13 protein-coding genes are annotated in these 22,289 nt (G+C 71.4%); 5 read left to right on the top strand and 8 right to left on the bottom strand.

From position 1 onward, the window contains the following. Window positions 1-49 precede the first annotated feature (49 nt). The 3 genes from HFP48_RS05420 to HFP48_RS05410 are packed head-to-tail and all read right to left on the bottom strand — an operon-like array spanning window position 50 to window position 3,509. Entirely contained in the window at window positions 50-643 is a 594-nt protein-coding gene (locus tag HFP48_RS05420) for a TetR/AcrR family transcriptional regulator (protein ID WP_168579177.1), read from the bottom strand. A 10-nt stretch (window positions 644-653) separates the two neighbouring features. Beyond that, entirely contained in the window at window positions 654-2,129 is a 1,476-nt protein-coding gene (locus HFP48_RS05415; RefSeq protein WP_168579176.1) for an APC family permease, read from the bottom strand. A gap of 9 nt (window positions 2,130-2,138) precedes the next feature. Further along, window positions 2,139-3,509 (bottom strand): NAD(P)/FAD-dependent oxidoreductase, encoded by a 1,371-nt coding sequence (locus tag HFP48_RS05410; RefSeq protein WP_168579175.1) that lies wholly within the window; start codon window positions 3,507-3,509, stop codon window positions 2,139-2,141. Window positions 3,510-3,871: 362 nt separating this feature from the next. Here HFP48_RS05410 and HFP48_RS05405 point away from each other — a divergent pair, with 362 nt between their 5' ends. The 3 genes from HFP48_RS05405 (at window position 3,872) to HFP48_RS05395 (ending at window position 7,547) form a co-directional block, all read left to right on the top strand. Continuing rightward, window positions 3,872-4,774 (top strand): helix-turn-helix domain-containing protein, encoded by a 903-nt coding sequence (locus tag HFP48_RS05405; protein WP_168579174.1) that lies wholly within the window; start codon window positions 3,872-3,874, stop codon window positions 4,772-4,774. Between the two features lie 80 nt (window positions 4,775-4,854). Continuing rightward, the gene (locus HFP48_RS05400) at window positions 4,855-6,327 is read left to right on the top strand and encodes an aldehyde dehydrogenase family protein (RefSeq protein WP_168579173.1); all 1,473 of its coding nucleotides are present in this window, start codon (window positions 4,855-4,857) and stop codon (window positions 6,325-6,327) included. A 95-nt stretch (window positions 6,328-6,422) separates the two neighbouring features. Then, a complete protein-coding gene (locus HFP48_RS05395) occupies window positions 6,423-7,547 on the top strand; it encodes an NDMA-dependent alcohol dehydrogenase (RefSeq protein ID WP_168579172.1) in 1,125 nt (374 codons plus the stop codon). A 63-nt stretch (window positions 7,548-7,610) separates the two neighbouring features. Here the strand turns inward: HFP48_RS05395 and entS are convergent, their stop codons facing one another. The 4 genes from entS to HFP48_RS05375 form a co-directional block, all read right to left on the bottom strand. Continuing rightward, window positions 7,611-8,861, bottom strand: a complete 1,251-nt coding sequence (entS, locus tag HFP48_RS05390) for an enterobactin transporter EntS (protein WP_168579171.1) — start codon at window positions 8,859-8,861, stop codon at window positions 7,611-7,613. 7 nt (window positions 8,862-8,868) lie between these two features. Beyond that, the gene (locus HFP48_RS05385; RefSeq protein WP_168579170.1) at window positions 8,869-9,108 is read right to left on the bottom strand and encodes a phosphopantetheine-binding protein; all 240 of its coding nucleotides are present in this window, start codon (window positions 9,106-9,108) and stop codon (window positions 8,869-8,871) included. A 4-nt stretch (window positions 9,109-9,112) separates the two neighbouring features. Beyond that, the gene (locus HFP48_RS05380) at window positions 9,113-18,385 is read right to left on the bottom strand and encodes a non-ribosomal peptide synthetase (protein ID WP_168579169.1); all 9,273 of its coding nucleotides are present in this window, start codon (window positions 18,383-18,385) and stop codon (window positions 9,113-9,115) included. Window positions 18,386-18,466: 81 nt separating this feature from the next. Then, the gene (locus HFP48_RS05375) at window positions 18,467-19,483 is read right to left on the bottom strand and encodes an ABC transporter substrate-binding protein (protein WP_168579168.1); all 1,017 of its coding nucleotides are present in this window, start codon (window positions 19,481-19,483) and stop codon (window positions 18,467-18,469) included. An 864-nt stretch (window positions 19,484-20,347) separates the two neighbouring features. Between HFP48_RS05375 and HFP48_RS05370 the strand changes: the two genes are divergently transcribed. Further along, complete coding sequence (locus HFP48_RS05370; protein ID WP_168579167.1) at window positions 20,348-21,016, top strand: hypothetical protein; 669 nt, start codon at window positions 20,348-20,350, stop codon at window positions 21,014-21,016. A gap of 20 nt (window positions 21,017-21,036) precedes the next feature. Here the strand turns inward: HFP48_RS05370 and HFP48_RS05365 are convergent, their stop codons facing one another. Then, window positions 21,037-21,669 (bottom strand): LysE family translocator, encoded by a 633-nt coding sequence (locus HFP48_RS05365; protein ID WP_246872519.1) that lies wholly within the window; start codon window positions 21,667-21,669, stop codon window positions 21,037-21,039. Between the two features lie 122 nt (window positions 21,670-21,791). On the opposite strand from HFP48_RS05365, the gene HFP48_RS05360 reads away from it, so the two are divergent. Continuing rightward, the gene (locus tag HFP48_RS05360; protein ID WP_006931915.1) at window positions 21,792-22,244 is read left to right on the top strand and encodes an Lrp/AsnC family transcriptional regulator; all 453 of its coding nucleotides are present in this window, start codon (window positions 21,792-21,794) and stop codon (window positions 22,242-22,244) included. The last annotated feature ends 45 nt before the right edge of the window (window positions 22,245-22,289 follow it).

Below are 22,289 nucleotides of genomic sequence, written 5' to 3'. Positions count from 1 at the left end.
GAGATTCCCCTCGCCGGAGTCCGGAAACAGCGGTGCGACGAGGCGGGTCTCACGCCGGTGCGAGCCTTCGGACCGCGTAGCTCACGATCTGCCGCTGGACGTCGGGGGTATGCGCGCTCGGGGTGAGGGCGGCGAGCATCTGCGCCCCCATGAGCGCGGCCAGGAGTTCCTCGGCAGCTACCTCGACGTCGAGTCCGGGGCGCACCGCGCCGTCCTCCCGGGCCTCCGTGATGCAGCGGCGGATGAACGAACGCCACGAGATCATGGCGTCGTCGTTGATCCGGGCGAGATCGGGGTGGACAAGGGCACGCTGCCAGAAGTTGAGGACGACGCGAGCCTCGGCTTCGGCACCGGGGGTGATCGGCATGACCTGCTCACAGAACCGCACCAGCGCGTCCAGGCCGCGACGACCCGCGACGGCCTCGGCGATCCGCTCGTTCGTCCGCTCGAAGACGTACTCCCACGCCGCCCGCAGGATTTCGTTCTTGCTCGGAAAGTAGTGGGACAGGGCGCCATTGGCGAATCCACACTCACGTGCCAGATCACGCATGCCCGTCGCATCGATTCCTCGTTCGGCGATCACCTTCCAAGCGACCTCGACGATCTCACGGCGACGGGCTGCGTGATCCACTGCTTTCGGCACAGCGCAGATTCTAGGTGGAGACCACGGGTACGCCCGGTGTGGCGGGGGCGTCACGACGCGCCCGGCGACGGTGCCGCAGACCGGAGCCGGCGCCGAGCACGAACGTCGCCACCACGACACCGATCAACGCCCGAGCCGCAGCGGGTGATCCGCCGATCAGGGTGGTGAAATTGCCGATGCACAGGGCGAGCACGACTCCCAGTCCGGCCGCACCGAGCACCGGAGCGATGCGGCTGTGCCACCACCGCCGGTCCGCGCCGGTGCGAGCGAAGAACACGGTGACCGCGATGCTCGTCAGGATCATCAGGGCCAGGATCGCGACGGTGGCCATCCCCGACATCCAGCCGAACACCTCCAGGACCGGATCGGCTCCGACAAGCGCGCACGTCGAGACGAGCAGGACGGCGACAACCGTCTGCACAACGGATCCGATGTGCGGTGAACCGTGCACGCGATGCGTCCTGGCGAGCCGGACCGGGAGAGCACCGCTGCGGCCGAGCGCGTGGAAATATCGGGCGATGGCGTTGTGGAAGGCCAGCAGCGCAGCGAACAAGCTCGTGAGCAGCAGGATCCGCAGCATCTCGGTGTACGTCGTGCCGACGAAGCGGTCCGAGGCGGCGAACGTCAAGTCTCCTACGTCGCTCTGTGCCGCGGCCTGTACCCGAGCCGGTCCGTACGCGAGAACGATGGTCCAGCTGGCAAAGGCGTAGAAGACTCCGATTGCGACGACCGCACAGTAGGTCGCAGCGGGAACGGTGCGGCCGGGATTGCGCGACTCCTCTCCGTACAGGGCGGTGGCCTCGAACCCGATGAACGATGCCACTGCGAACATCAGGGCGATGCCGGGAGATCCCTGGAAGAACGCTCCGGGGGTGAAGGTGGCGAAGGAGATGCCCTCGGCGCCGCCGCGAACGAGGATCGCGAACGACAGCACGGCCACCACCCCGACCTCGAGTGCCAGTGCGATGCCGAGGACCGTCTTGCCGACGTCGATACTCCGGTATCCCAGGGCCGCGACCATCGCGGCGAACGCCAGAGCCCATGCCCACCAGGGAACGTCCGGACCTCCGTGGGCCAGGACGAGGTCGCGCATCGTCGCGGCGGCCAGCCCGTAGATCGCCAGTTGGATCGCGGTGTATCCGACGACTGCGAGACCGGCCGCCCCCAGCCCGTTCGACGGGCCGAGCCCCTTGGTGACGTACGCGTAGAAGGCTCCAGGTTCCACGACGTGACGGCTCATCGCGGCATAGCCGACGCTGAAGACCAACAGCACCGCTGCCACCACGAGGTAGGCGACCGGGGTGCCGGACCCGTTGCCGATCGCGAGCATGACCGGCAGCGCGCCCCCGACGGCGGTCAGCGGTGCCGCAGCGGCGATTACGAGTAGGACCACCCCGGGGATCCCGATCGATCCGCGCAGTGTCGACTCGGTTGCAGTGTGCGCCGGCGGATGCGGTGCCGACGTGGAGGACGTGCTGCTGCTCATGTCGGCCTCCTAGACGTGCGCCAGGTCGGCGATGCCGGGAGCCTCGGCCGGGGCAGGTGCCGACTGCCGGCCGGACGCGTCCCGGCCGATGATCGTGCGCGCCGCGGTGATGCCGCTCTCGATGGCGCCGTCCACGAAGCTGTTCCAGCCCTGTGCGTAATCGGCTCCGGCGAAGATCAGACGAGTCGAGGTGGACAGGAACGACCGCCAGCCTCCGCTCATCTGTCCGCTGCGGAACGTCGCCCACGTCTGCTGCGAGTACGGGTCGGACACCCAGTCGTGACCGGCAGACGCGACGACCTCGATATCCGGCAGCCACTGCCGGAACGCCTCCTGCACAGCGGTGGCGTCGTCGGGGTCGAGCACGGACGCGTCGGGACCGAATCCGACGGCGATGGTGTCCCCGTCGATCGAGTACTCGGAACGCACGAGCGACAGCGGGTACCCCGAGGGCGCGTAGGCGATGAACGAGTGCTCGCCGCGCAGGCGCGCCCAGATCTTCACGCCGGTCGAGTTGAGTCCCTCCTCGACGACAGCCGTCGCGTCCTCGGGCAGCGGCGGTTCGAACGAGATCTCCCGGAGCGCGGTGATCGGCACGGTCACGACCACCGCGTCGGCGGTGAGTACATCGCCGTCGGTCAGCGTCACCGTCGCGGAGTCCGCGCCGTGCACGATCGAGCGCACGACACTGTTCAACCGGATGTCGGCAGTGGTGTCGGCGGCGATGTTCTCGTACAGGTCGCGCATCCCGTTCTCCAGCTTGTAGCGCAGGGTGCAGTCGTCGAGCAGGGACAGGCGATGATCGCTCAGCGACACCCAGCGCTGGGCCATCGCGGCGGAGGCACGGCCGGAGGGGCCGCAATTGGCGGCGGACCAGTACGCGTCGACGAGATCGATCTCCTCCTGCGTGAAGTCACCGCCCCGGACGGCGTCGAGAACGTTACCGGCGTCCATCGCCCGGTATCGGGCGACGAGGTCGGCGTCCTCGGAGGAGCGGAAGATCGTCTCGCAGTCGGCCGGCCGCGGGAAGAACGTCCGGGAGCCGGCGAAGATTGCTTCCTGGGGACGCAGGAGCTTGCCGTCCAGTTCCTCCTCTGTTCCGGCATGTACGGTGCCGGCGCTGATCCAGTACGCGGCCGCAGGCCTCGGACTTTCGACAACGGTTTGTCCATATCGTTTCATCTCGGCCCATACGTAACCCTGCATCCAGTGGACCCACGTCCCGCCCATCTCGAGCGGCATGCCGAGGCGGGTGTCGGTCCACGTCCGACCGCCGATGCGGTCACGAGCTTCCAGGACGGTGACGTCATGGTCGGTCCAGGTGAGTTCCCGGGCAGCGACGAGGCCGGCGAATCCGGCGCCGACGACGATGATCTTCATGGTTCTGCTTTCCGATCCTTGCTGGGTTCTGATCGAGCTGGGACCCTCCGAAGTGCGTTTTTCTACGCACGTAGAAGAGGTTGATGTTTCGAGATTACGAAGAGCGGCAGCTCGCGTAAACAGTGGATTTCGGGGCACGGGCCGGCGCGGGTTCGGACTCCGGGCCGGGATTCGGGCGTGACCTGCACCTATGTGACGCGAGTTACAATCCTCGGCGCTGACGGATGTGCACGGACGGACAAGACAGCACGATCGAGCCGTAAGCGACCGGCCCTGCGTCCGGTATGGTGATCCACGACACTCAATCTTGATCAAACCTTTGCGCGTATCGAACGGGTGCGCGGCTACGAGGAGCGAATACCATGTCCATGTCGGCTGCGCCCCACACCTCCATCGCGGCAGGCCTCGAGGACTGGAGTGCGACGGTGCGGTCGCACTTCCTGGAACTTGAGGTGGACGCGGACGAGCGCTTCGGCCCGGGACGGCTCACCGTGTCCGACGGCGCGCACGCCTGCGCGGGCATGATCACCGCGTCCCGGCACACCGTGCGGCGACAGCGTCGCCACATCGCCTCGAGCCCCTCCGGCAAGGCGAAGATCGCCGTCCCCCTCGCGGGATCCTGCACCCTCCGCCGCGGTGACACCGCGATGTCGGTGCCGGCCGGCCACGCGGTCCTCTACGACCCGGACCACCCGTACGACCTCACCCTGCCGGAGGACAGCCGGGTACTCGTCCTCATGGCCCCGAAGAGCACCATAGGCCTCCCGCACGGCCGGGTCGCCGGCCTTGCGCCGTCCGCACGCAGTCTCGTCCGGTCGCTCGCCGCCGGCCTGTCGTCCGTTCCCACCGGACCGGGCGACCCGGCCCCGGACGTCACACTTCCCGGTGTCACGGCGGCAGTGCTGGCGTCCTCGGCGAAGGGCACCGACCCGCGCACCGCCCTGTGCGGGCGCGTGGTGGACTACATCGAACAGCACCTGACCCGACCGGACCTGACACCGGACCGGATCGCGGCAGCCCACTATGTTTCCCGGCGCACCCTGTACAACGCCGTCGCCCGCTACGACTTGTCGGTGTCCCACTGGATCCGCGCCCGTCGACTGCAACGGTGCCGGGAGGATCTCGTGGACAGGCGCTACGCCCATCGCTCCGTCCGCGCGGTCGGAGCCGCGTGGGGCTTTCCGGACCCGGCGCATTTCAGCCACGTGTTCAAGGCGGCGTACGGTATCAGCCCCGTGCAGTGGCGGCGCAGCGGCGGCCCGTAGACCAAGTGCACGGACGGACAAATCCATGCCACGCCGGAGCGGCAGTATCGGGGAACTGCCACTGCTCGAGGAAGATCGACATGACCACCCACAAGACAGAACTGTTCATCGGCGGCGTATGGCGCCCCGCGTCCGACGCGGCGACCTTCCCCACGCACGACCCGGCGACCGGGGAGACGATCGGATCCGTCGCAGCGGCGACGGCCGGCGACGTCGACGACGCGGTCGCGGCAGCGCGATCGGCGCTCACGGACCCGGAGTGGACCGGTCTCACCCCTGCACAGCGCGCAAAGCTGTTGTGGCGTATCGGCGATCTTGTCGACGAGCACGCCGAGGAACTCGCCGCGCTCGAGACCCTGGACCAGGGACAGCCCCTCGGCATCGCCCGCGGGATCAGCGTGGCCGGCGCTGCCGAGCACTTCCGGTACTACGCCGGATGGGTCACCAAGCTCGAGGGCGAGACCTCGCCCGTCTCGATACCCGGTGTCCTGCAGTACAGCCGCCGTGAGCCGGTGGGTGTCTGCGCCCTGATCACGCCGTGGAACTTCCCGCTCATGATCGCCTCGTGGAAGGTCGCGCCAGCCCTCGCATGCGGTAACACCGTGGTGCTCAAGCCTGCCGAGCAGACGTCGTTGACCACGGTCCGGCTGACACAGCTCTGCCAGGAGGCCGGTGTGCCGGCCGGCGTGCTCAACCTGGTCACCGGCGGACCGGAGGTCGGCGCGGCACTGACCGAGCACGACGGCGTCGACAAGGTCTCCTTCACCGGCTCCACGGAGGTGGGACGAAAGATCGTGCGCGCCGCCGCCGGCAACCTCAAGCGCGTCTCGCTCGAACTCGGCGGCAAGAACCCCGCCGTCGTGCTCGACGACGCGGACCTCGATGCCGCCGTGCGCGGTGGCCTGCAGGGCGCCTTCCTCAACAGCGGCCAGGTGTGCGCGGCCTACAGCCGGTTCTACGTGCATCGCAGCATCGCTGACGAGTTCGCTCGCCGCTGCGCGGAAGCGGCGGAAGGGATGGTCCTCGGTGCCGGCACGGACGATAGCACCGAACTCGGTCCCCTCGCCTCCGCGGAGCACCTCGATCACGTCCGGGGGATGATCCGCTCCGGCGTCGAGGACGGGGCCACTCTCCTCACCGGTGGGGACACCTGCTCGGAGACCGGACAGGGCGTCGCCCCGGAGAGCGGCGGATTCTTCGTCCGTCCCGCGGTGTTCACCGACGTGCGGGACGACATGCGGATCGCCCGCGAGGAGATCTTCGGTCCGGTCGTCACGATCATGCCGTTCGACGACGAGGACGACCTCGTCGCGCGCGCCAACGACACCGACTACGGCCTGGCCGCGTCGATCTGGACGCGGGACGTGGGGCGTGCGCACCGTCTTGCCGCGGCACTGCGAGCGGGGACCGTGTTCGTGAACATGCCCAATCCCGTGGATCCCGCCGCTCCCTGGGGTGGCTTCGGGGCGAGCGGGTGGGGCCGGGAGATGGGCAGGCACGCCCTCGACCTGTACTCCGAGACCAAGAGCGTCTGGGTGGCCCTGGACCGCTGAGCTCACCTGCCGGCCCGCCCGGTCCTCGACCCGACTGCAACCGAGCAACGTCGACGGCGGACACCGTCGCCGTCCCTTCCCCACGGAGAACCACCATGCCTCTCACCACCCGCGGCGCCGTGCTGCGCCAGGCCCCCGGCACGTACGAGGTCGTCGAGCTCGAGCTCGACGATCCCCGCCAGGGCGAGGTCACCGTCAAGCTGGCCGCCTCCGGGCTGTGCCACTCCGACGACCACGCCGCCACCGGTGACGTCCCCGTCGGCATCTACCCGTTCTGCGGCGGGCACGAAGGCGCCGGCGTCGTCACCGCGGTCGGCCCGAACACCCCCGGCTACGAGGTGGGCGACCACGTCGTGTTCTCATTCCTGCCGGCCTGCGGCAAGTGCGAGTTCTGCGCCCAGGGAATCCAGAATCTGTGTGACCTCGGCGCCACCCTGCTGACCGGTGCCCGCGCGAACGACCCGACCAGCTTCCGGCTCAGCCTCGACGGCGCCCCCGTCGGCCAGCAGTGCGGCATCTCCACTTTCGCCGAATACACCACCACCTCGGTCGATTCCGTCGTCAAGATCGACAAGGACGTCCCCCTCGACGTCGCCGCCCTGCTCAGCTGCGGCGTGCCCACCGGGTGGGGCTCGGCGGTCAACTCCGCCGGTGTCCGCCCCGGCCACACCGTCATCGTCATGGGCATCGGCGGCATCGGTGCCAATGCCCTGCAGGGCGCCGCCCACGCCGGAGCATCGACGATCATCGCCGTCGACCCGGTGCCGTTCAAGCGCGAGCAGGCGAAGCTGTTCGGCGCGACCCACAGCTATGCCACCATCGACGAGGCCGCCGACTACGCGCGCTCGATGACCAACGGCCAGGGCGCGGATTCGGTGATCGTCACCGTCGGTGTGACACAGGGCGAGCACGTTGCGCAGGCTCTCGCGGCAATCCGCAAGGCCGGCACCGTCGTCGTCACCGGCCTCGGCGACATCACCGCCCTCGGGGCCCCCATCCCGCTCGGTGAACTGACGCTGTACCAGAAGCGGATCCAGGGATCGTTGTTCGGTGAGGCCAACCCGGCCCACGACATCCCGAACCTGCTGCGCCTCTACCAGCGGGGACTGCTGAAACTGGACGAGCTGATCACCACCCGCTACACCCTCGACCAGGTCGCCGAGGCGTACGAGGACATGCACGCCGGCAAGAACATCCGCGGCGTGATCGTGTTCGACTGAGCGGAACCGCCTGCGCCGGCCCCGGAAACGGGTGCCGGCGCAGCGGCGTTCGGCAGGACGGGCTCAGGCGACGCGCTCGAGCGGAGTTCCCTCGTCGAGTCGGCGCAGCGTGCGCAAGGTCGCCCACAGCAGCGCGGTGATCACCAGCCCGACGGCACCGTACGCGGGCAGCGCCGCCGAGATCGGCACCAGCGCCGCCACTGCGCCGGCGACCACCGCGCCGACGGAGGCACCGGCGGTGACCTGCGCCGCCCACACCGCGGCGATGCGCCCCCGGTACTCGTCGGGGGTGTGTTTCTGGACCGTCGCGTACCGGACGATGTCGGTGAGCGCGTCGCCGAAGCCGTGCGCGGCCAGGCCCAGCAGCGCCACCGCGACGGTCGCGGTGAGGCCCGCCCCGACGAGCCCGGCGGCGGAGACGGCCATGAGCAGGAAGACCACCTGCCCGGACCGGCGGAGGTGGCCGGTCCAGCCGCTGGTGAGCGAGCCGATCACCGCGCCGACGGCCGGGGCGGTGTAGAGCAGCCCCACCACCGACGGTCCCGCGCCGAGCACCTCGGTGGCGTACTCGGGGACGAGCACCGACCAGCCGGCGAGCAGCATCGTCACGAATCCGCAGACGAGCACGCCGCCGATGACACGGTTCCCCGACGCGTAGCGGAAGCCGCTGAGCACCGAGCGCAGCGGCGACTCGTCGGCGACGTGCGTCGGCGGCAGGGACGGCAGCCGGGTGATGCAGAACGTGGTCACGGCGGTGGTGAATGCCGCGAGAGCGTAGGCCACCCCGACTCCGCCGGCGGCGATGACGACCCCGCCGAGTGCGGGTCCGACCATCGCGCCCAGGTCGCCGGTGAGGGCCATGAGCGCACCGGCCGCCGCCATCTTCTCCCGCGGCAGCAGGCTGGGGGTGACGGCCATGAGCGCGGTCGCGGAGATGCCGCCGCACGCGCCGTCGATCACGGCCGCCACATAGACGACCCACATCTTCGGGTCGGGCAGAAACGCGTTGAGTGCGAGCACCGCGAACGCCACGCCCGCGGTGCCCCGGGCGACGGCGATGACGCGCCGGCGATCGTAGCGGTCGGCGAGCACCCCGCCGACGAACGTGGCGGCGAAGGTGGTCACGCCGAGCACCGCCGACACGGCGGCGACCTGCGCGGTGGACCCGGTAAGCCGGTACACCTGCAGCGGCACGGCGACGACGAGGAAGCCGAGGCCGAACAGCGACACGACCCGGGCGGTGAAGATGTAGCGGAATTCGCGGCTGGTGCGCAGGGGGTCGACGTCGAGGACCAGCTTGTCGATCAGGGCCACGGCCGGGTCACCGCGGGGCGAGCAGGTCGTACCACGCCTCGAGCTGCGGTTCGGTGGCCAGCGAGACGAAGTCGACATCCGCGCCGGCGCCGCGCCACTGCTCCACGAGCGCCATCAGACGCACCGAGTCGAGGCCCTGGTCGACGAGGCTGAGCGCGGGGTCGAGTTCGTCGGCCTCGATCTCGAGGAGCCGTGCGATATCGGTGCGGATCGTCTCGCGGTCCAGGATGCCGGACTGTGTTGACATGAGGTCACTCCTTCTCGGTTGCAACGGGTTCGGGGATGCGGGCGGCCGCGGTGAGGGCCTGGACCCAGCGCCGGGCCACGACGGCGACGGTGTGCTCGTCGAGCACCTCGTGGGGCGCGGCGAATTCGCAGTCGAGCACGGGCCCCTCCGGGGTGTCCTCGACGACGGCGTCGACGTGCAGGACGTGGTCGAGCGGCGTGGCCGGGTCGACGGAACCGCCGAGCGCGACGGCCTCGGGTGCGCCCGACCACGGGGCGCCGGTGTCCTCGCCGAGCGTCATCCGGCCGAGGTAGTTGAACACCACCTGGGGCCGCCGATAGCGGTCGAAGACGTGGTCCGGCGCGAGGCGGTGCAGCAGTCCGAAGCCGATGCCGTTGTCGGGCACGGCGTTCAGCGCGTGCGCGACTCGCGCGCGGGCCTCGCGCGCGGCGGCCGCGCCGGTCAGGGCGTCCTCGGGGTCGATACCGGCCAGGTTCAGCGCGACCGGGAACATCGACGTGAACCACCCGACGGTGCGCGCGACGTCGGCTCCGGGCACGACCTGTTCCTCGCGGCCGTGACCCTCGAGTTCGACGCGCACGACGTCGCCGCCGCGGACCGAGGCGACCGCCACGGCGAGTGCCGCGAGCAGCGCGTCGTTCACGGCCCCGGAGGCGAGGACGTCCTCGGTGACCGGCGCGGGAACCCGCACGTGCGTCGAGCGCAGCGCCGAGACCGTGTCGCGTGCCGGGTCGAGGGCCCGGACGCCGAGAGGTGGTTCGACCGCGTCGACCGCGGGTTGCCAGGCGGGCAGCGAGGCCCTGATCCGCTCGGAGCGCGCGGCCACGGCGAGGCCGGTCGCCCACGCCCGGAAGGACGTGCCGGGTGACGTCAGCGCGACGGTCTCGCCGCGTCCGGCCTGTTCGACGGCGTCGGCGAGGTCGGGCACGAGGATGCGCCACGACACACCGTCGATCACCAGGTGGTGCACGGCGACGAACACGCGGCCGGGGCGGTGCGGCCCGAAGTCGAACAAGATCGCCTGCACCATCACTCCGGATTCCGGATCGAGTGCCCTGTAGGCGATTTCGCGTTCGGCAGCGAACCGATCCGCCCACTGCTCGTCGTCGACCTCACCGACCTCGACGCGGCGCACCAGGGTCTCGATGCCCGGTGCGGTCTCGGGGACGGTCCAGCGGGGTCGGCCCCCGGCGACGGCGAACCGGGACCGCAGCATCGGATGGGTGTCGAGCAGCGCCGCGACGGCCTTCCCGAGCGTGTCCACGGTGAGGCCGACGGGCGCGACGAGCAACCGCGCCTGCGAGAACCGGGCGAGGTCGCCGCCCCACGCGAGGGCCTCCCACACGATCGGGGTGATCGGCACGTCGCCCGTCGCGGCGACCGCGGGCACCGCCGCCGGGGCCGTGTCCGTCTCGTCGACCGCGGCCAGGGCCGCGACGGTGCGCAGCTCGAACACCTGCCGGGCCGTGAGCCGGAGCCCGGCGGCCCGGGCGCGGGAGACGAACTGGATCGAGACGATCGAGTCACCGCCGAGCGCGAAGAAGTCGTCGTCGATGCCCACCCGGTCGAGGCCGAGCACCTCGGCGGCCACCTCCACCAGCACCGCCTCCCGCTCGGTGCGCGGCGCACCCGAGCCGACGAGTGCCCCGAAGTCCGGCTCCGGCAGCGCCTTCCGATCCACCTTGCCGTTGGCGGTGACGGGGAATGCGGCCAGCACGAGCACCGCGGCCGGCACCATGTAGTCCGGGAGCCGCTCGGCGAGCACGGCCCGCACGACGGCCGGGTCCACGTCGCCGTCGGGCACGACGTAGCCGACGAGCCGGCGCACGCCGCGTTCGTCGGTGTGGGCGACGGCGACGGCGTCGCGCACCCCGCGCACCGCGGTCAGGGCCGCCTCGACCTCGCCGAGCTCGACCCGGAAGCCGCGGATCTTGACCTGGTCGTCGCCGCGGCCGAGGAATTCGAGGGTGATACGGCCGTCGCCGGCCGGGACCCGGCGCACGACGTCGCCGGTGCGGTACATGCGGGTTCCCGGCGGACCGAACGGGTCGGGCAGGAAGCGGGTGCCGGTCAGGTCGGGGCGGCCGAGGTAGCCGCGGGCCACGCCGGATCCGGCGACGTACAGCTCACCCGCGACGCCGACCGGCACGGGGCGCAGCATCCGGTCGAGGACGTAGGCGGCGGCGCCGTGCACGGCCCGGCCCAGGCACGGGGTGTCGGCGTCGGTGACCTGTCCGACGAGCGAGTCGACGGTGCACTCGGTAGGCCCATAGAGGTTGAACGCACGTCCGTCGGTCAGCTCCCGCAACCGCCGCCACAGCGCCGGGTTGACGGCCTCGCCCCCGAACCCGACCGTGGCGGGCCGGTGTCCGCCGTCGAACAGCCCGGCGGCGACCATGCGGTCGAGGAACGACGGGGTGACCTCGAGGAAGTCGAGTTCGTGTTCGGCGACGTACGCGACCATCGCCTCGGGATCGCGCAGGGTGTCCTCGTCGAACACATGCACGGCGTGGCCGTCGAGCAGCCACAGCATCGGCTGCCACGAGGCGTCGAACCCGAACGACCAGGCGTGCCCGACGCCCACGCTCGTCCGGCCCGCCCCCGCCACGGTGGGCACGTACAGGTCGGCGCGGTGGCTGTCGAACAGGTTGAGCAGGTTCGCGTGGGTGATCGCCACGCCCTTCGGCAACCCGGTGGAGCCGGACGTGTAGATGACGTACACGGGGTGCTCCGGCCGGAGCGGTGCGGTGCGCTCGTGGTCGGCGACGGGTGCGGCCGGGCGGGCCCCGACGTCGGCACGGACCGTCTCGTCGTCGAGGTCGAGCACCGGCACCCCACCGAGCACCGGTCGCAGCGTCTGCGCCACGGCACCGTTCGTGACCACGACCCGCGGCCGCGCGTCGCCGACCATGTGCGCGAGGCGCTCCGCGGGGTACGCCGGGTCCATCGGGACGTAGGCGCCGCCGGCGGCGTGCACGGCGCAGAGCGCGACCATCATGTCCGCCGAGCGCGGCAGGGCCAGGCCCACGAGCGTCTCGGGCCCGACGCCCTCGTCGATCAGCCGTCGTGCCAGACGTGCCGACGCGGCGCCGAGCTGGGCGAAGGTGAGCCGCACGGCGCCGCACACGACGGCCGCCGCGTCCGGGGTGCGGGCGATCTGCGCCGCGAGCAGGTCGGGCACGGTGCGGTGCCCGTTCGACGGTGCCGGGGCGGTCGACGAGAGTTCGGGCAGCCGCCCTCGCTCGGCCGGACCGAGGACGTCGAGCTGGGCGACGCGCAGCGACTGTTCCCCGGCGAGCTGGTCGAGGAGGCGCACGAGCTGCCGGCCGAATGCGCCGGCGTCGGCGGCGGTGAACAACGCCTGCTGGTACTCGAGGGTGAGGGCGAGCTCGTCGTCGAGTTCGGCGACGAGCACCAGCGGGAAGTTGGTGGCGTCGTGACCGCGGACGTCGGTGACATCGAGACCACCGGAGCGCTGCGCGCGGGCGAGGGCGTCGGTGTCGATCGGGTAGCTCTCGAACACGATGAGGGTGTCGAACAGTTCGCCGAGGCCGACGGCGCGCTGGATGTCGGCGAGGCCGACGTACTGGTGATCCAGGAGCCGGTTCTGCTCGTCCTGGACGCGCCGGAGCAGTTCGGCGGCGGGCTCGCCGGGGCGCAGCGCGACGCGCACGGGCACGGTGTTGATGAACAGGCCGATCATCGTCTCGACGCCGGGAACGTCCGGGACGCGGCCGGACACGACGGCGCCGAAGGTCACGTCGGTGCGGTCGAGCCGGGCGCCGAGGAGAACCGCCCACGCGGTCTGCACCGCGGTGTTCACGGTGACGCCGAGGTCGCGGCAGCGGCGCTGCAGCCGCGCGGCCAGGCCGGCCGGCACCGGCACCGAGAGTTCGGCGGGCAGCGTGGCGTCGAGCGACGAGCCGGCCGGGGCGAGCAGCGTGGGTTCCTCGACGCCGGTGAGCGCCTCGGTCCAGCGGCGCAAGCCCTCGTCGGTGTCGCGGTCGCCCAGCCACGCGAGGTAGTCGGTGAACGGGCGGACCGCGGGCAGCGACGCCGGGTCGGCGCCCGCGCCGTAGAGGGTGAACAGTTCCTGCATCAGCAGCGGCGACGACCAGCCGTCGAGCAGCAGGTGGTGGGCGGCGAAGATCAGCCGGTGCCGGTCCGGTGCGAGGCGCACGAGGGTGAACCGCACCAGCGGCGCGGCCGCGACGTCGAACCCGGTGGCGCGGTCGGCGGCGACGAGGTCGTCGCTGCGCTCCTCGACGGGCCGAATGTCACATCGCGTCGATCTGACCGAAGCGGTGTGACATTCGGTCACGGGGGTGGGGTCGTGTGTGAGGTCGACGTCCGTCCACCGCAGGCCGGGGTCCCGGAGAACGACGCCGACGGGGTCACCGGCTGTGGTCGTGCGGAATCCGGTGCGCAGGGTCGCGTGCCGGTCCAGCAGCGCGACGACGCTGCGCCGCAACGTGTCCCGGTCGAGGTCGCCGCGCAGATCGAGGACGGTCTGCATCGAGTACACGTCGGTGCCGGTGCCGTCGTCGAGACCGGCGAGGAAGAACATGCCGCGCTGCAACGGCGTGAGCGGCACGACGTCGTCGATCGGGCCGAGTTCGGTGGTGAGCGAGGCGAGTTCGGGCAGCGACAGCCCCCGGTAGGTCAGGTCCGACGGGGTGGGTCCGCCGGCGCCGGGGGTGCCGGCGTGCCGGGCCAGCGCGGCGAGCGCCTCCACCCACCGGCCGGCGACGAGGGCGACGGTCTCCTCGTCGAGGACGCCCGCCGCCGTGAATTCGCAGATGATCTCGGGGCCGCGGGGGCCGTCCTCGGTGACGGCGTTGACGTCGAGGACGTGGTCGAGGGGTGTGCCGGGATCGACGGCGCCGCCGAGGGCGCCCGCCTCCGGCGCGGCGGACCACGCCTGACCTGTGTTCTCCCCGAGCGTCATCCGGCCGAGGTAGTTGAACATCACGTCGGGGGCCCGGTACCCCGGGAAGTGCCGCGTTCCCCCGGGAGCGAGCCGGCGCAGCAGCCCGAATCCGAGGCCGTCGTCGGGCAGGGCCCGCAGCGACTCCTTGACCTGGACCAGAGCGGTTCCGGCTGCCGCGGTACCGGCGAGGGCCTCGTGCGGGTCGATGCCGGACACGTCGAGCACGGCGGGGTACAGGGTGGTGAACCAGCCGACGGTGCGGGTGAGGTCGGCGCCGGGCACGGCGTGCTCGGCGCGGCCGTGGCCCTCGAGGTGCACGCGCAGCACGTCGCCGCCGCGCACCGACGTCACGGCCAGCGCGAGGGCGGTGAGCAGCACATCCGCGACGCCCGCCCGGTACGCGGCGGGCACGGTGGTGAGGATCTGCTCGGTGACCGCCACGGGTACCCGCACCTCGCGCGACCGCGCGGTGGCGACGGTGTCGCGCGCCGGATCCAGCGGGCGGGCGCCCAGCGGCGGTTCGGTGGTCTCGGCGATCTCCTGCCAGCGCGGCAGAGACTGCGCAATGCGATCGGACGTGGCGGCTTCGGCGAGCCCGAGCGCCCAGTCCCGGAAGGAGGTGCCGGCCGGCTCGAGGTCCGGCGCGGCGCCGCGGCGCACCCGATCGACGGCGGCCGCGAGGTCGGGCACGAGAATCCGCCACGACACACCGTCGACGACGAGGTGGTGCACGGCGACGAACACGCGGCCCGCCGCGTCGGGGCCGGCGTCGAGGAGCACCACGCGGATCATCTGCCCGGCCGCGGGGTCGAGGTCCGCCAGCGCGCGGTCGCGTTCGGCCTCGAACAGGGCGCGCCACCGCGCGTCGTCGAGACCTGCCGCGTCGACCCGGCGCACCGCCGTCGCCGCGTCCGGAATACCCTCGGGCACCACCCAGTCCGCGTCGCCGCCGGCGACGGTCAGGCGCGAGCGGAGCATGGGATGGGTGCGCAGCAGTGCGTCGACGGCCGCGACGAGGTGCGCCTCGGTGAGCCCGGGCGGAGCGATCAGCAGGCGGGCTTGCGCGAAGTGCCGCAGATCCCCTCCGTGGTCGAGGGTTTCGCGCACGATCGGGGTGAGCGGCACCGGGCCGGTGGCCACGACGGCGGGCCGCGCCGGCTGCTCGTCACCGGTGTCGGACTCGCAGGCCGCGGCGAGCGCGGCGACGGTGCGCAGTTCGAACACCTGGCGCGCGGTGATCCGGACGTCGGCGGCGCGAGCGCGGGACACCAGTTGAATCGAGACGATGGAATCGCCGCCGAGGGTGAAGAAGTCGTCGTCGACGCCGACGCGGTCGAGGCCGAGGACCTCCGCGAACGCGGAGCACAGCGCCGACTCCGTCGCGGTGCGTGGCGCACCGGATCCGGCGAGCGCCCCGAAGTCCGGCTCCGGCAGGGCCTTCCGGTCCACCTTGCCGTTCGCGGTGGTCGGCAGTTCCGGGACCCGCAGGATCGCGGCGGGCACCAGGTACTCGGGCAGGTGGGCGGCGACGGCGGTGCGGACGGTCACGGGCTCGGCCGTTCCGGTGACGTAGCCGACCAGGCGGCGCACGTCGCGGGCGTCGGTGTGCGCGACGACGACGGCGGCACGCACCCCCGGCACGGCACCCAGCGCGGCCTCGATCTCGCCGAGTTCGACGCGGAACCCGCGGATCTTGACCTGGTCGTCGTCGCGGCCCACGTATTCGAGGGCACCGCGTTCGGTGTCGACCGGGTCCGGCAACCACCGCACGACGTCGCCGGTGCGGTACATCCGCTCGCCCCGGCCGGTGAACGGGTCGGCGACGAACCGCTCCCCCGTCCGGCCGGGTTGTCCCAGGTAACCGCGGGCGACACCCCCGCCGGCGACGTACAGTTCCCCGGCCACGCCGGGCGGTGCCGGTCGCAGCCACCGGTCCAGCACGTACAGCCGGGTGCCGGGGGTCGGTCCGCCGATGGTCACGGTGTCTCCCTCGATACGGGAACAGGTTGCGTCGACCGTGCATTCGGTGGGGCCGTAGCAGTTGTAGGCCTCGACGCCGTCCGCGGCGCCGAGGCGCCGCCACAGCGCCGATCCGACGGCCTCGCCGCCGACGGTCACCTTGGCGGGCCGGTGGCGGTTACCGTCGAGCAGACCGGCGTCGAGCAGACCGCTCATCAGCACGGGCACGCAGTCGACATGATCGATGCGGTGGGTCCGCACGTAGTCGACGACGAACGCGGTGTCGGTGCGGTGCTCGTCGGGCAGCACGTGCAGGGTGTGCCCGGACAGCAGCCAGGTCAGGGCGGCGACGGCCGAGTCGAAGGCGAACGGGTAGGTCAGCAGCACCCGCCACGTGCCGGACGCCGACCGCATGATCGTCTCTCGCTGCGCGGCAACGAGATCGGTGAGATTGGCGTGGGTGACGGTGACACCCTTGGGGAGGCCGGTGGAGCCGGAGGTGTAGACGACGTACGCGGCGTGACCGGGGCGGAGCGGGCGGAGACGATCGGCGTCGGCCACCGCGGCGGCGGGCAGCGCGGCGAGCCGGGCGCGCAGGTCCGGGTCGTCGAGCACGACGAGGCGCGCGCCGCTGCCGGTGAGGGTCGCTCCGAGTTCGTCGGCGACGGCACGGGTGGTGAGCACGACACCGGGGCGGGCGTCGGCGACCATGTGCGCCAACCGCTCCGCCGGGTACGACGGATCGAGCGGCAGGTAGGCACCCCCGGCGGCGAGCACCGCGAGGACGGCCTCCACGGTGGCGGCGGAGCGTGGCAGGGCCAGGCCCACGAGCACGTCGGGTCCGACACCGAACCCGATCAGCAGGCGCGCGAGCCGCGCCGAGTTCGCCCCGAGCTCCGCGAAGGTGCGCTCCTCGGCGCCGCACACCACCGCGAGGGTGTCCGGACCCGCCGAGGCGGGCAGCGCCGCGACGGTGCCGTCCGAGGGCGCGGCCGGCGCGACGGACCACGTGCCGAGGACGCGACCGCGTTCGGTGCCGGTGAGCAGGTCCAGCGCGGCGGCCGGGCGGTCCGGCGCGGCGGCGAGGGCGCCGAGGATGTGGACGAGGCGGCCGGCGAGGGCGGCGGCGTCGTCCGCGGTGAACAGGCCGGGCCGGTAGTCGAGGGTCATGACGAGGGTGTCGGCGACGCCCGCGGTGAGCACGAGCGGATAGTTGGTGGCGTCGCGGCCCTCGACGGCGGCGATCGTGACCCCGCCGGCGCGCTGGGCACGGTCGAGCGCGTCGCGGTCCACGGGATAGCTCTCGAAGACGGTGAGGGTGTCGAACAGCTCCCCCAGTCCCACGTCGCGCTGCACCTCGGCGAGGCCGAGGTACTGGTGGTCGACGGTGCGGGACTGCGCCAGCTGCACGCGCCGCAGCAGCTCGGTGACGGTGGCGCGGGGATCCAGGCGCACCCGCACGGGCACGGTGTTGATGAACAATCCGACCATGGATTCGACGCCGGCCAGTTCCGGCGGTCGCCCGGAGACGGTGGCGCCGAAGACGACGTCGTCGCGGCCGAGCAGCCCGGACAGCAGCAGCGCCCACCCGGTCTGCAGGACGGTGTTGAGGGTGACGCCGGCGTCGCGGGCCAGGCCGGTGAGCCGGTCACCGAGTCCGGCCGGCACCTCGACGGCGACGGCGGCGGTCGGCGTGGTGGCCCGGGTGGCGCCGGGCGGGGCGACGAGGCTCGGTTCGGTGAGTCCGTCGAGGGATTCGCGCCACAACGCGCGGGCGGCGTCGTGGTCCTGCCTGCCGAGCCACGCGAGGTAGTCGCGGTAGGGCCGGACCGGAAGCAGGCCGGTGGCGGCACCGCCCGCGGCGTAGATCTCGAGGAGTTCGCGCACCAGGATCGGGGTGGACCAGCCGTCCACGACGATGTGGTGGGCGGTGAGCACGAGCCGCACGTCGTCCGGCCCGAATCGCACGAACAGCCAGCGGATCAGCGGCGGCCGCGTGAGGTCGAACCAGTCGCGTAGATCCTCGGCGAGCAGGTCCGCGAGGTGACGCTCCGCGACGTCCGGCTCGAGACCGGTCAGATCGACGCTGCGCCAGGGGGCTTCGGCGCCGCGCACGACGAGGCCGGCGGTGCGGCCGTCCTTGCGGGGGCGGAAGCACGTGCGCAGGGCGGGGTGCCGGTCCAGCAGCGCCTGCGCGGAGGTCCGCAGGGTGTCCTCGTCCACCCGCCCGGTCAGGCGCAGCACGGACTGCACGGTGTAGGCGTCCGGTTCGACGGCTCCGGCGGCACGGGCGGTGTCGTCGGGCGCGGCGACGGTGCTGAGGTATAGCAGGCCTTGCTGCAGCGGCGAGAGGGGAACGATGTCTTCGAGCGCGGAGGTGCGGGTCATATCTGCCTAACGAACGGGTGCGAGGTGCGACGAACACGGCCCCCGGGTCGCCGGACGCGGGGGCCGTGGGTGCGGGGAGGGCTACTGCTGCCGGTTCGCGGGCAGCGCGGCGAGCGCCTCGTCGATGGAATCGAGTGCGAGCAGCGCGGTCTCGTAGGTCGCGGCGTGGGAATGTTTGACCGGAACCAGATTTCCGCCCTGCACGGCGGGCAGGGACTGCCACAGCGGGGAGGCCATCAGCTCCTGCAGCTCGGGCGAGACCGAGCCGTCGGCCTCGACGCCGTAGACGATGACGTCGACGTTCCCGAGGTTCCGGCCGATCTCCTCGACGGAGAGGTACTCGCCGTGCACGTCCTCGGGGTTGGCGGGCTGACCGGGGAACTGCAGGTCGAGGTCCTCGAACAGGTTGGTGGTGTACGACGAGGCGTACTCGCGGAAGAACTCACCGGGCTCGGTGCCGCACACGTTGCAGACGCCGGCGAAGGTCAGGTTCCCGAGGGTGCCGCGGTACTTCCCGGCGATCTCCGCGGCGCGTGCCTCGTACTGCTCCTTGTACTCGCCGTAGGCGTCGGACACGTTCGCGGCGTCGGCGTACTGCTCACCGAGGCCGCGCCAGTCACCGGGGTTGGTCAGGCCGAGGAAGACCACCGGAGCGAGGGCCTCGAGCTTGGCCGTGTCGAGCTGCGACTGCACGCGCGCGGGCACGCCCATGATGATCAGGTCGGGCGCGGCGGCGGCGACGGCCTCGTAGTCGAGTTCGCTCACGGCCCCGTCCGGCGCCACCTTGGGCAGCGCCTCGTACGCGGCCTTGGTCTCCGCGTCCATGTTGTCGAGCTCGCGGGTCCATTCGCAGGCGGCGGCGAGATTCGCGTCGGCCTGGAGCAGCGGTAGCACCGCGTAGCCGCAGGCGACGATGCGCTGCGGGTCGGACGGGATCTCGATCGGCCCGTTCTGCGCCTCGAACGTGCGCGTGGCATCCGCGGCCGGTTCCTCGCCGGAGCCACCGTCGCTGCCGCACCCCACCAGGCCCACGGCCAGCACCGCCGTCGCGCCGAACACCGCTGCGCGGCGCAGCCGGCCCCGTCCCTCAACCCGCATCGCTTACTCCCACATGTCTGTTCGCCGGGCATCCGCCCGGACCTGATTGGTTAGGCTAACCGAACTCGGTGCGGGCGCCAAGCGCTACGTCCCCGGACCTGTGCACCTGTTGTCTGCACCGAGCCAGACCCCAGCAAAACTCCACGTCCGCCGCCGCCAAGCGTCGACGGCACCCGTTCGACCCGATATGACACATTCCCAGTGGATCGGGACGGGCGGCGGTGCGGTGCCTCCACCGCGACGACCGGTGGCCGGTCGTCCACGAGTGCAGCCCTGTCTCGGGTGGAGGCCCCAGAGCGTGGTATCCGGGACCCCGACGACGTTCGTCGCAGCATGCGAACGTTCCGGACCGCTGCCGCCTCATGCCGCACGTCGTAGCCGGCGATCACTGGTGGAACCCCGCCGTCGAAGACCAGGCAACCGACCGCGCCCACCGGATCGGCCAGACCCATCCTGTTGTCGTCCACCGACTGATGTGTGTGGGCGCCCTGGAGGAACGAATCGATGAGATCCTGCAGAGCAAACGCACACTGTCGGAGTCGATCCTCGACAACGAGGTGAGTATGCAACTGAGCGAACTCGACAATGCCTCCCTCGCATCGCCGCACCGGCGACAGCCTGGCATTGGCGGAGCTGACACGCGAGGACCCGTGGTCACTGTTCCGGCTCCGGGGACGCACCCGAGACTGGTTCGTCGCCTCCGAAGCCTCATCGCGAGCGTGTAACCCCCTTGCCCGCTGTCGCCAGCCTGATTCGGCGATCCCGTCGTCGTGTATGCGCTGACTTCTGACGTTCGATGTGCTCCGCGGAGCCGACAGGCTGTCTGGCCCCCGTTCTGGAATATGCGCCACCGGGCAGGGCCGAGTGCCCAGCCCGGTGGCTGCTGGTGGCGACGCCTGCGGGCGGGGATGCGAGGCTGCAGGCGGGGGGTCAGCGGATGAGACCGCACTCGCGGGCGGCGAGGATTGTTTGCACGCGGTTGCTCGCATGCAGCAACTACAGGTGGTCGGAGACGCGCTGTCCGACTACGACGTCGGCTGGGTCGACAGTGCCCTCGACGGCCCTGACGCGGCCCGCACGGCCCTGCAATCGCTGCACCGGTTGACCGACCTTCGGCCACGGGTGCTGCTGCCCGCGCACGGACCGATTCCCGCCGACACCGACGGAGCACTGGCCAGTGCACGGCGTCGCGGCCAGCGTCACGTCGACGACCCTGACGGCGCGGTGTGGTACGGCGCACGTCGAATTCTCGTCTTCGCGTTGATGATTCGAGGCGGCATTCCCGCCGACGAGGTCGAGCCCTACCTGCATGCACGCGCGTGGCTGACCAACGCCGCACGGTTGTGCCTCACACCCGAGGCGCTCGCCGCCGAACTGGTCGAGACGATGATCCGCGGCGGCGCCGTCGTCGCGCGGAACAATCGACTACATGCCGCCGCCGAACACATCCCGGTCACGCCGGGAACGCTGCAGGTGCCGTTTCCCCGGAAATGGTCGGCGTCGCGCGCACGCGCCGTTCCGGACCGCACGTGAACGCGTGCTGTCGCCGAGTCCTATCCGACCACCCGCTGGATCAGCAGTACCGCACCGATTCCGATCATCGCGGCACCGGAAATCCAGGTCACCACCCGCGCCGCGGCGGGGCGGGTGCGCAGCACCACCCGCGCCCCCGTCCCCACCCCCATGTAGACCACCGCGCAGCTGACCGTGTGCACCACACCCAGCAGCACGATCTGCACCGCGAGGGGCCACCGCGCGTCCGTGTCGGTGAACTGTGGCAGCAGCGCCAGGAACAGCAGAAGCACCTTCGGATTCAGCCCGCTGGTCCCCATACCCTTGACCGCCTGCCGCACCCACGATTCCGGTGGCTGGTCCGCCCCGGTCTGCGGCAGAGCCGAGGGCTTGACGAGCATCGTGATCCCCAGCCACACCAGGTACGCCGCCCCGACCGCCGTCAACGCGCTCAGCACCAACGGCGAGCGGGCCACCAGCGCCGCGACGCCGGTCGCCACCACCGCGGTCATTGCCAGATGCCCCGACAACATCCCACCGACCGCGGGCACCACGGTGCGGTGCCGCAGCCCCGCCGCGATCGCGTAGGCCCAATCCGCCCCCGGCGTCAGCACGAACAGAAACGACACCGCCCAGAACGCAGCAACGGTACCGACCGCCATGACCTCACTCATCCTTCACACTCTCGGACCGCCAGGACGCCTGGCGGTTCCCGATAGAGAGATTAGGGAGATCGACCTGGAATTCGTTCCCATAGTTTTCACAAGAACCGTGTAATTGGGGGAAAATCTTCCACATGGACAACGTCGACAAAAAGATCCTTGCCGAGCTCCAACAAGACGGGCGGCTCACCGTCACCGAACTCGCAGATCGGGTCCAACTCAGCATCTCGCCCTGCCACCGCCGCCTACGCGCGTTGGAGAGCTCCGGCGCGATCACCGGCTACCGCGCCCAGCTCGACGCCGGCGCCCTGGGCCTGACGTTCGAGGCGCTCGTCTTCGTCACCATGCGCACCGTCGACCGCGACACCCTCGAGGCATTCGAACCGGCCGTCGCCGCCATACCCCATGTCCTGCAAGCGCAACGACTGTTCGGCGACCCCGACTACCTCCTGCGGGTGATCACCCGCGACCTGCCCGCCTTCCAGAAGCTCTACGACGAATCCCTCGCCACCCTCCCCGGCGTCGGGCGCCTCAGCTCCACTCTCGTCATGAAAAGCGTGGTAGACAACCGTCCCCTGCCCCTGTAGGACCCCGACCACTGCTCCGTGGCCTACGCGGTCCCGGAGCGTACT

Source organism: Rhodococcus sp. DMU1 (genome assembly GCF_012272955.1).
Classification (GTDB): Bacteria; Actinomycetota; Actinomycetes; order Mycobacteriales; family Mycobacteriaceae; genus Rhodococcus; species Rhodococcus aetherivorans.
The sequence above is the reverse complement of the archived record's forward strand: the minus strand, read 5'-3'. Positions and strand labels throughout refer to the sequence as shown.

Bases quoted from the DNA above. Each gene is read 5' to 3' on its own strand.
- HFP48_RS05400 (WP_168579173.1), top strand. From the start codon at position 4,855: ATGACCACCCACAAGACAGAACTGTTCATCGGCGGCGTATGGCGCCCC.
- HFP48_RS05360 (WP_006931915.1), top strand. From the start codon at position 21,792: ATGGACAACGTCGACAAAAAGATCCTTGCCGAGCTCCAACAAGACGGG.
- HFP48_RS05385 (WP_168579170.1), bottom strand. From the start codon at position 9,108: ATGTCAACACAGTCCGGCATCCTGGACCGCGAGACGATCCGCACCGAT.
- HFP48_RS05395 (WP_168579172.1), top strand. From the start codon at position 6,423: ATGCCTCTCACCACCCGCGGCGCCGTGCTGCGCCAGGCCCCCGGCACG.
- HFP48_RS05415 (WP_168579176.1), bottom strand. From the start codon at position 2,129: ATGAGCAGCAGCACGTCCTCCACGTCGGCACCGCATCCGCCGGCGCAC.
- HFP48_RS05365 (WP_246872519.1), bottom strand. From the start codon at position 21,669: ATGAGTGAGGTCATGGCGGTCGGTACCGTTGCTGCGTTCTGGGCGGTG.
- HFP48_RS05375 (WP_168579168.1), bottom strand. From the start codon at position 19,483: ATGCGGGTTGAGGGACGGGGCCGGCTGCGCCGCGCAGCGGTGTTCGGC.
- HFP48_RS05380 (WP_168579169.1), bottom strand. From the start codon at position 18,385: ATGACCCGCACCTCCGCGCTCGAAGACATCGTTCCCCTCTCGCCGCTG.
- HFP48_RS05405 (WP_168579174.1), top strand. From the start codon at position 3,872: ATGTCCATGTCGGCTGCGCCCCACACCTCCATCGCGGCAGGCCTCGAG.
- HFP48_RS05410 (WP_168579175.1), bottom strand. From the start codon at position 3,509: ATGAAGATCATCGTCGTCGGCGCCGGATTCGCCGGCCTCGTCGCTGCC.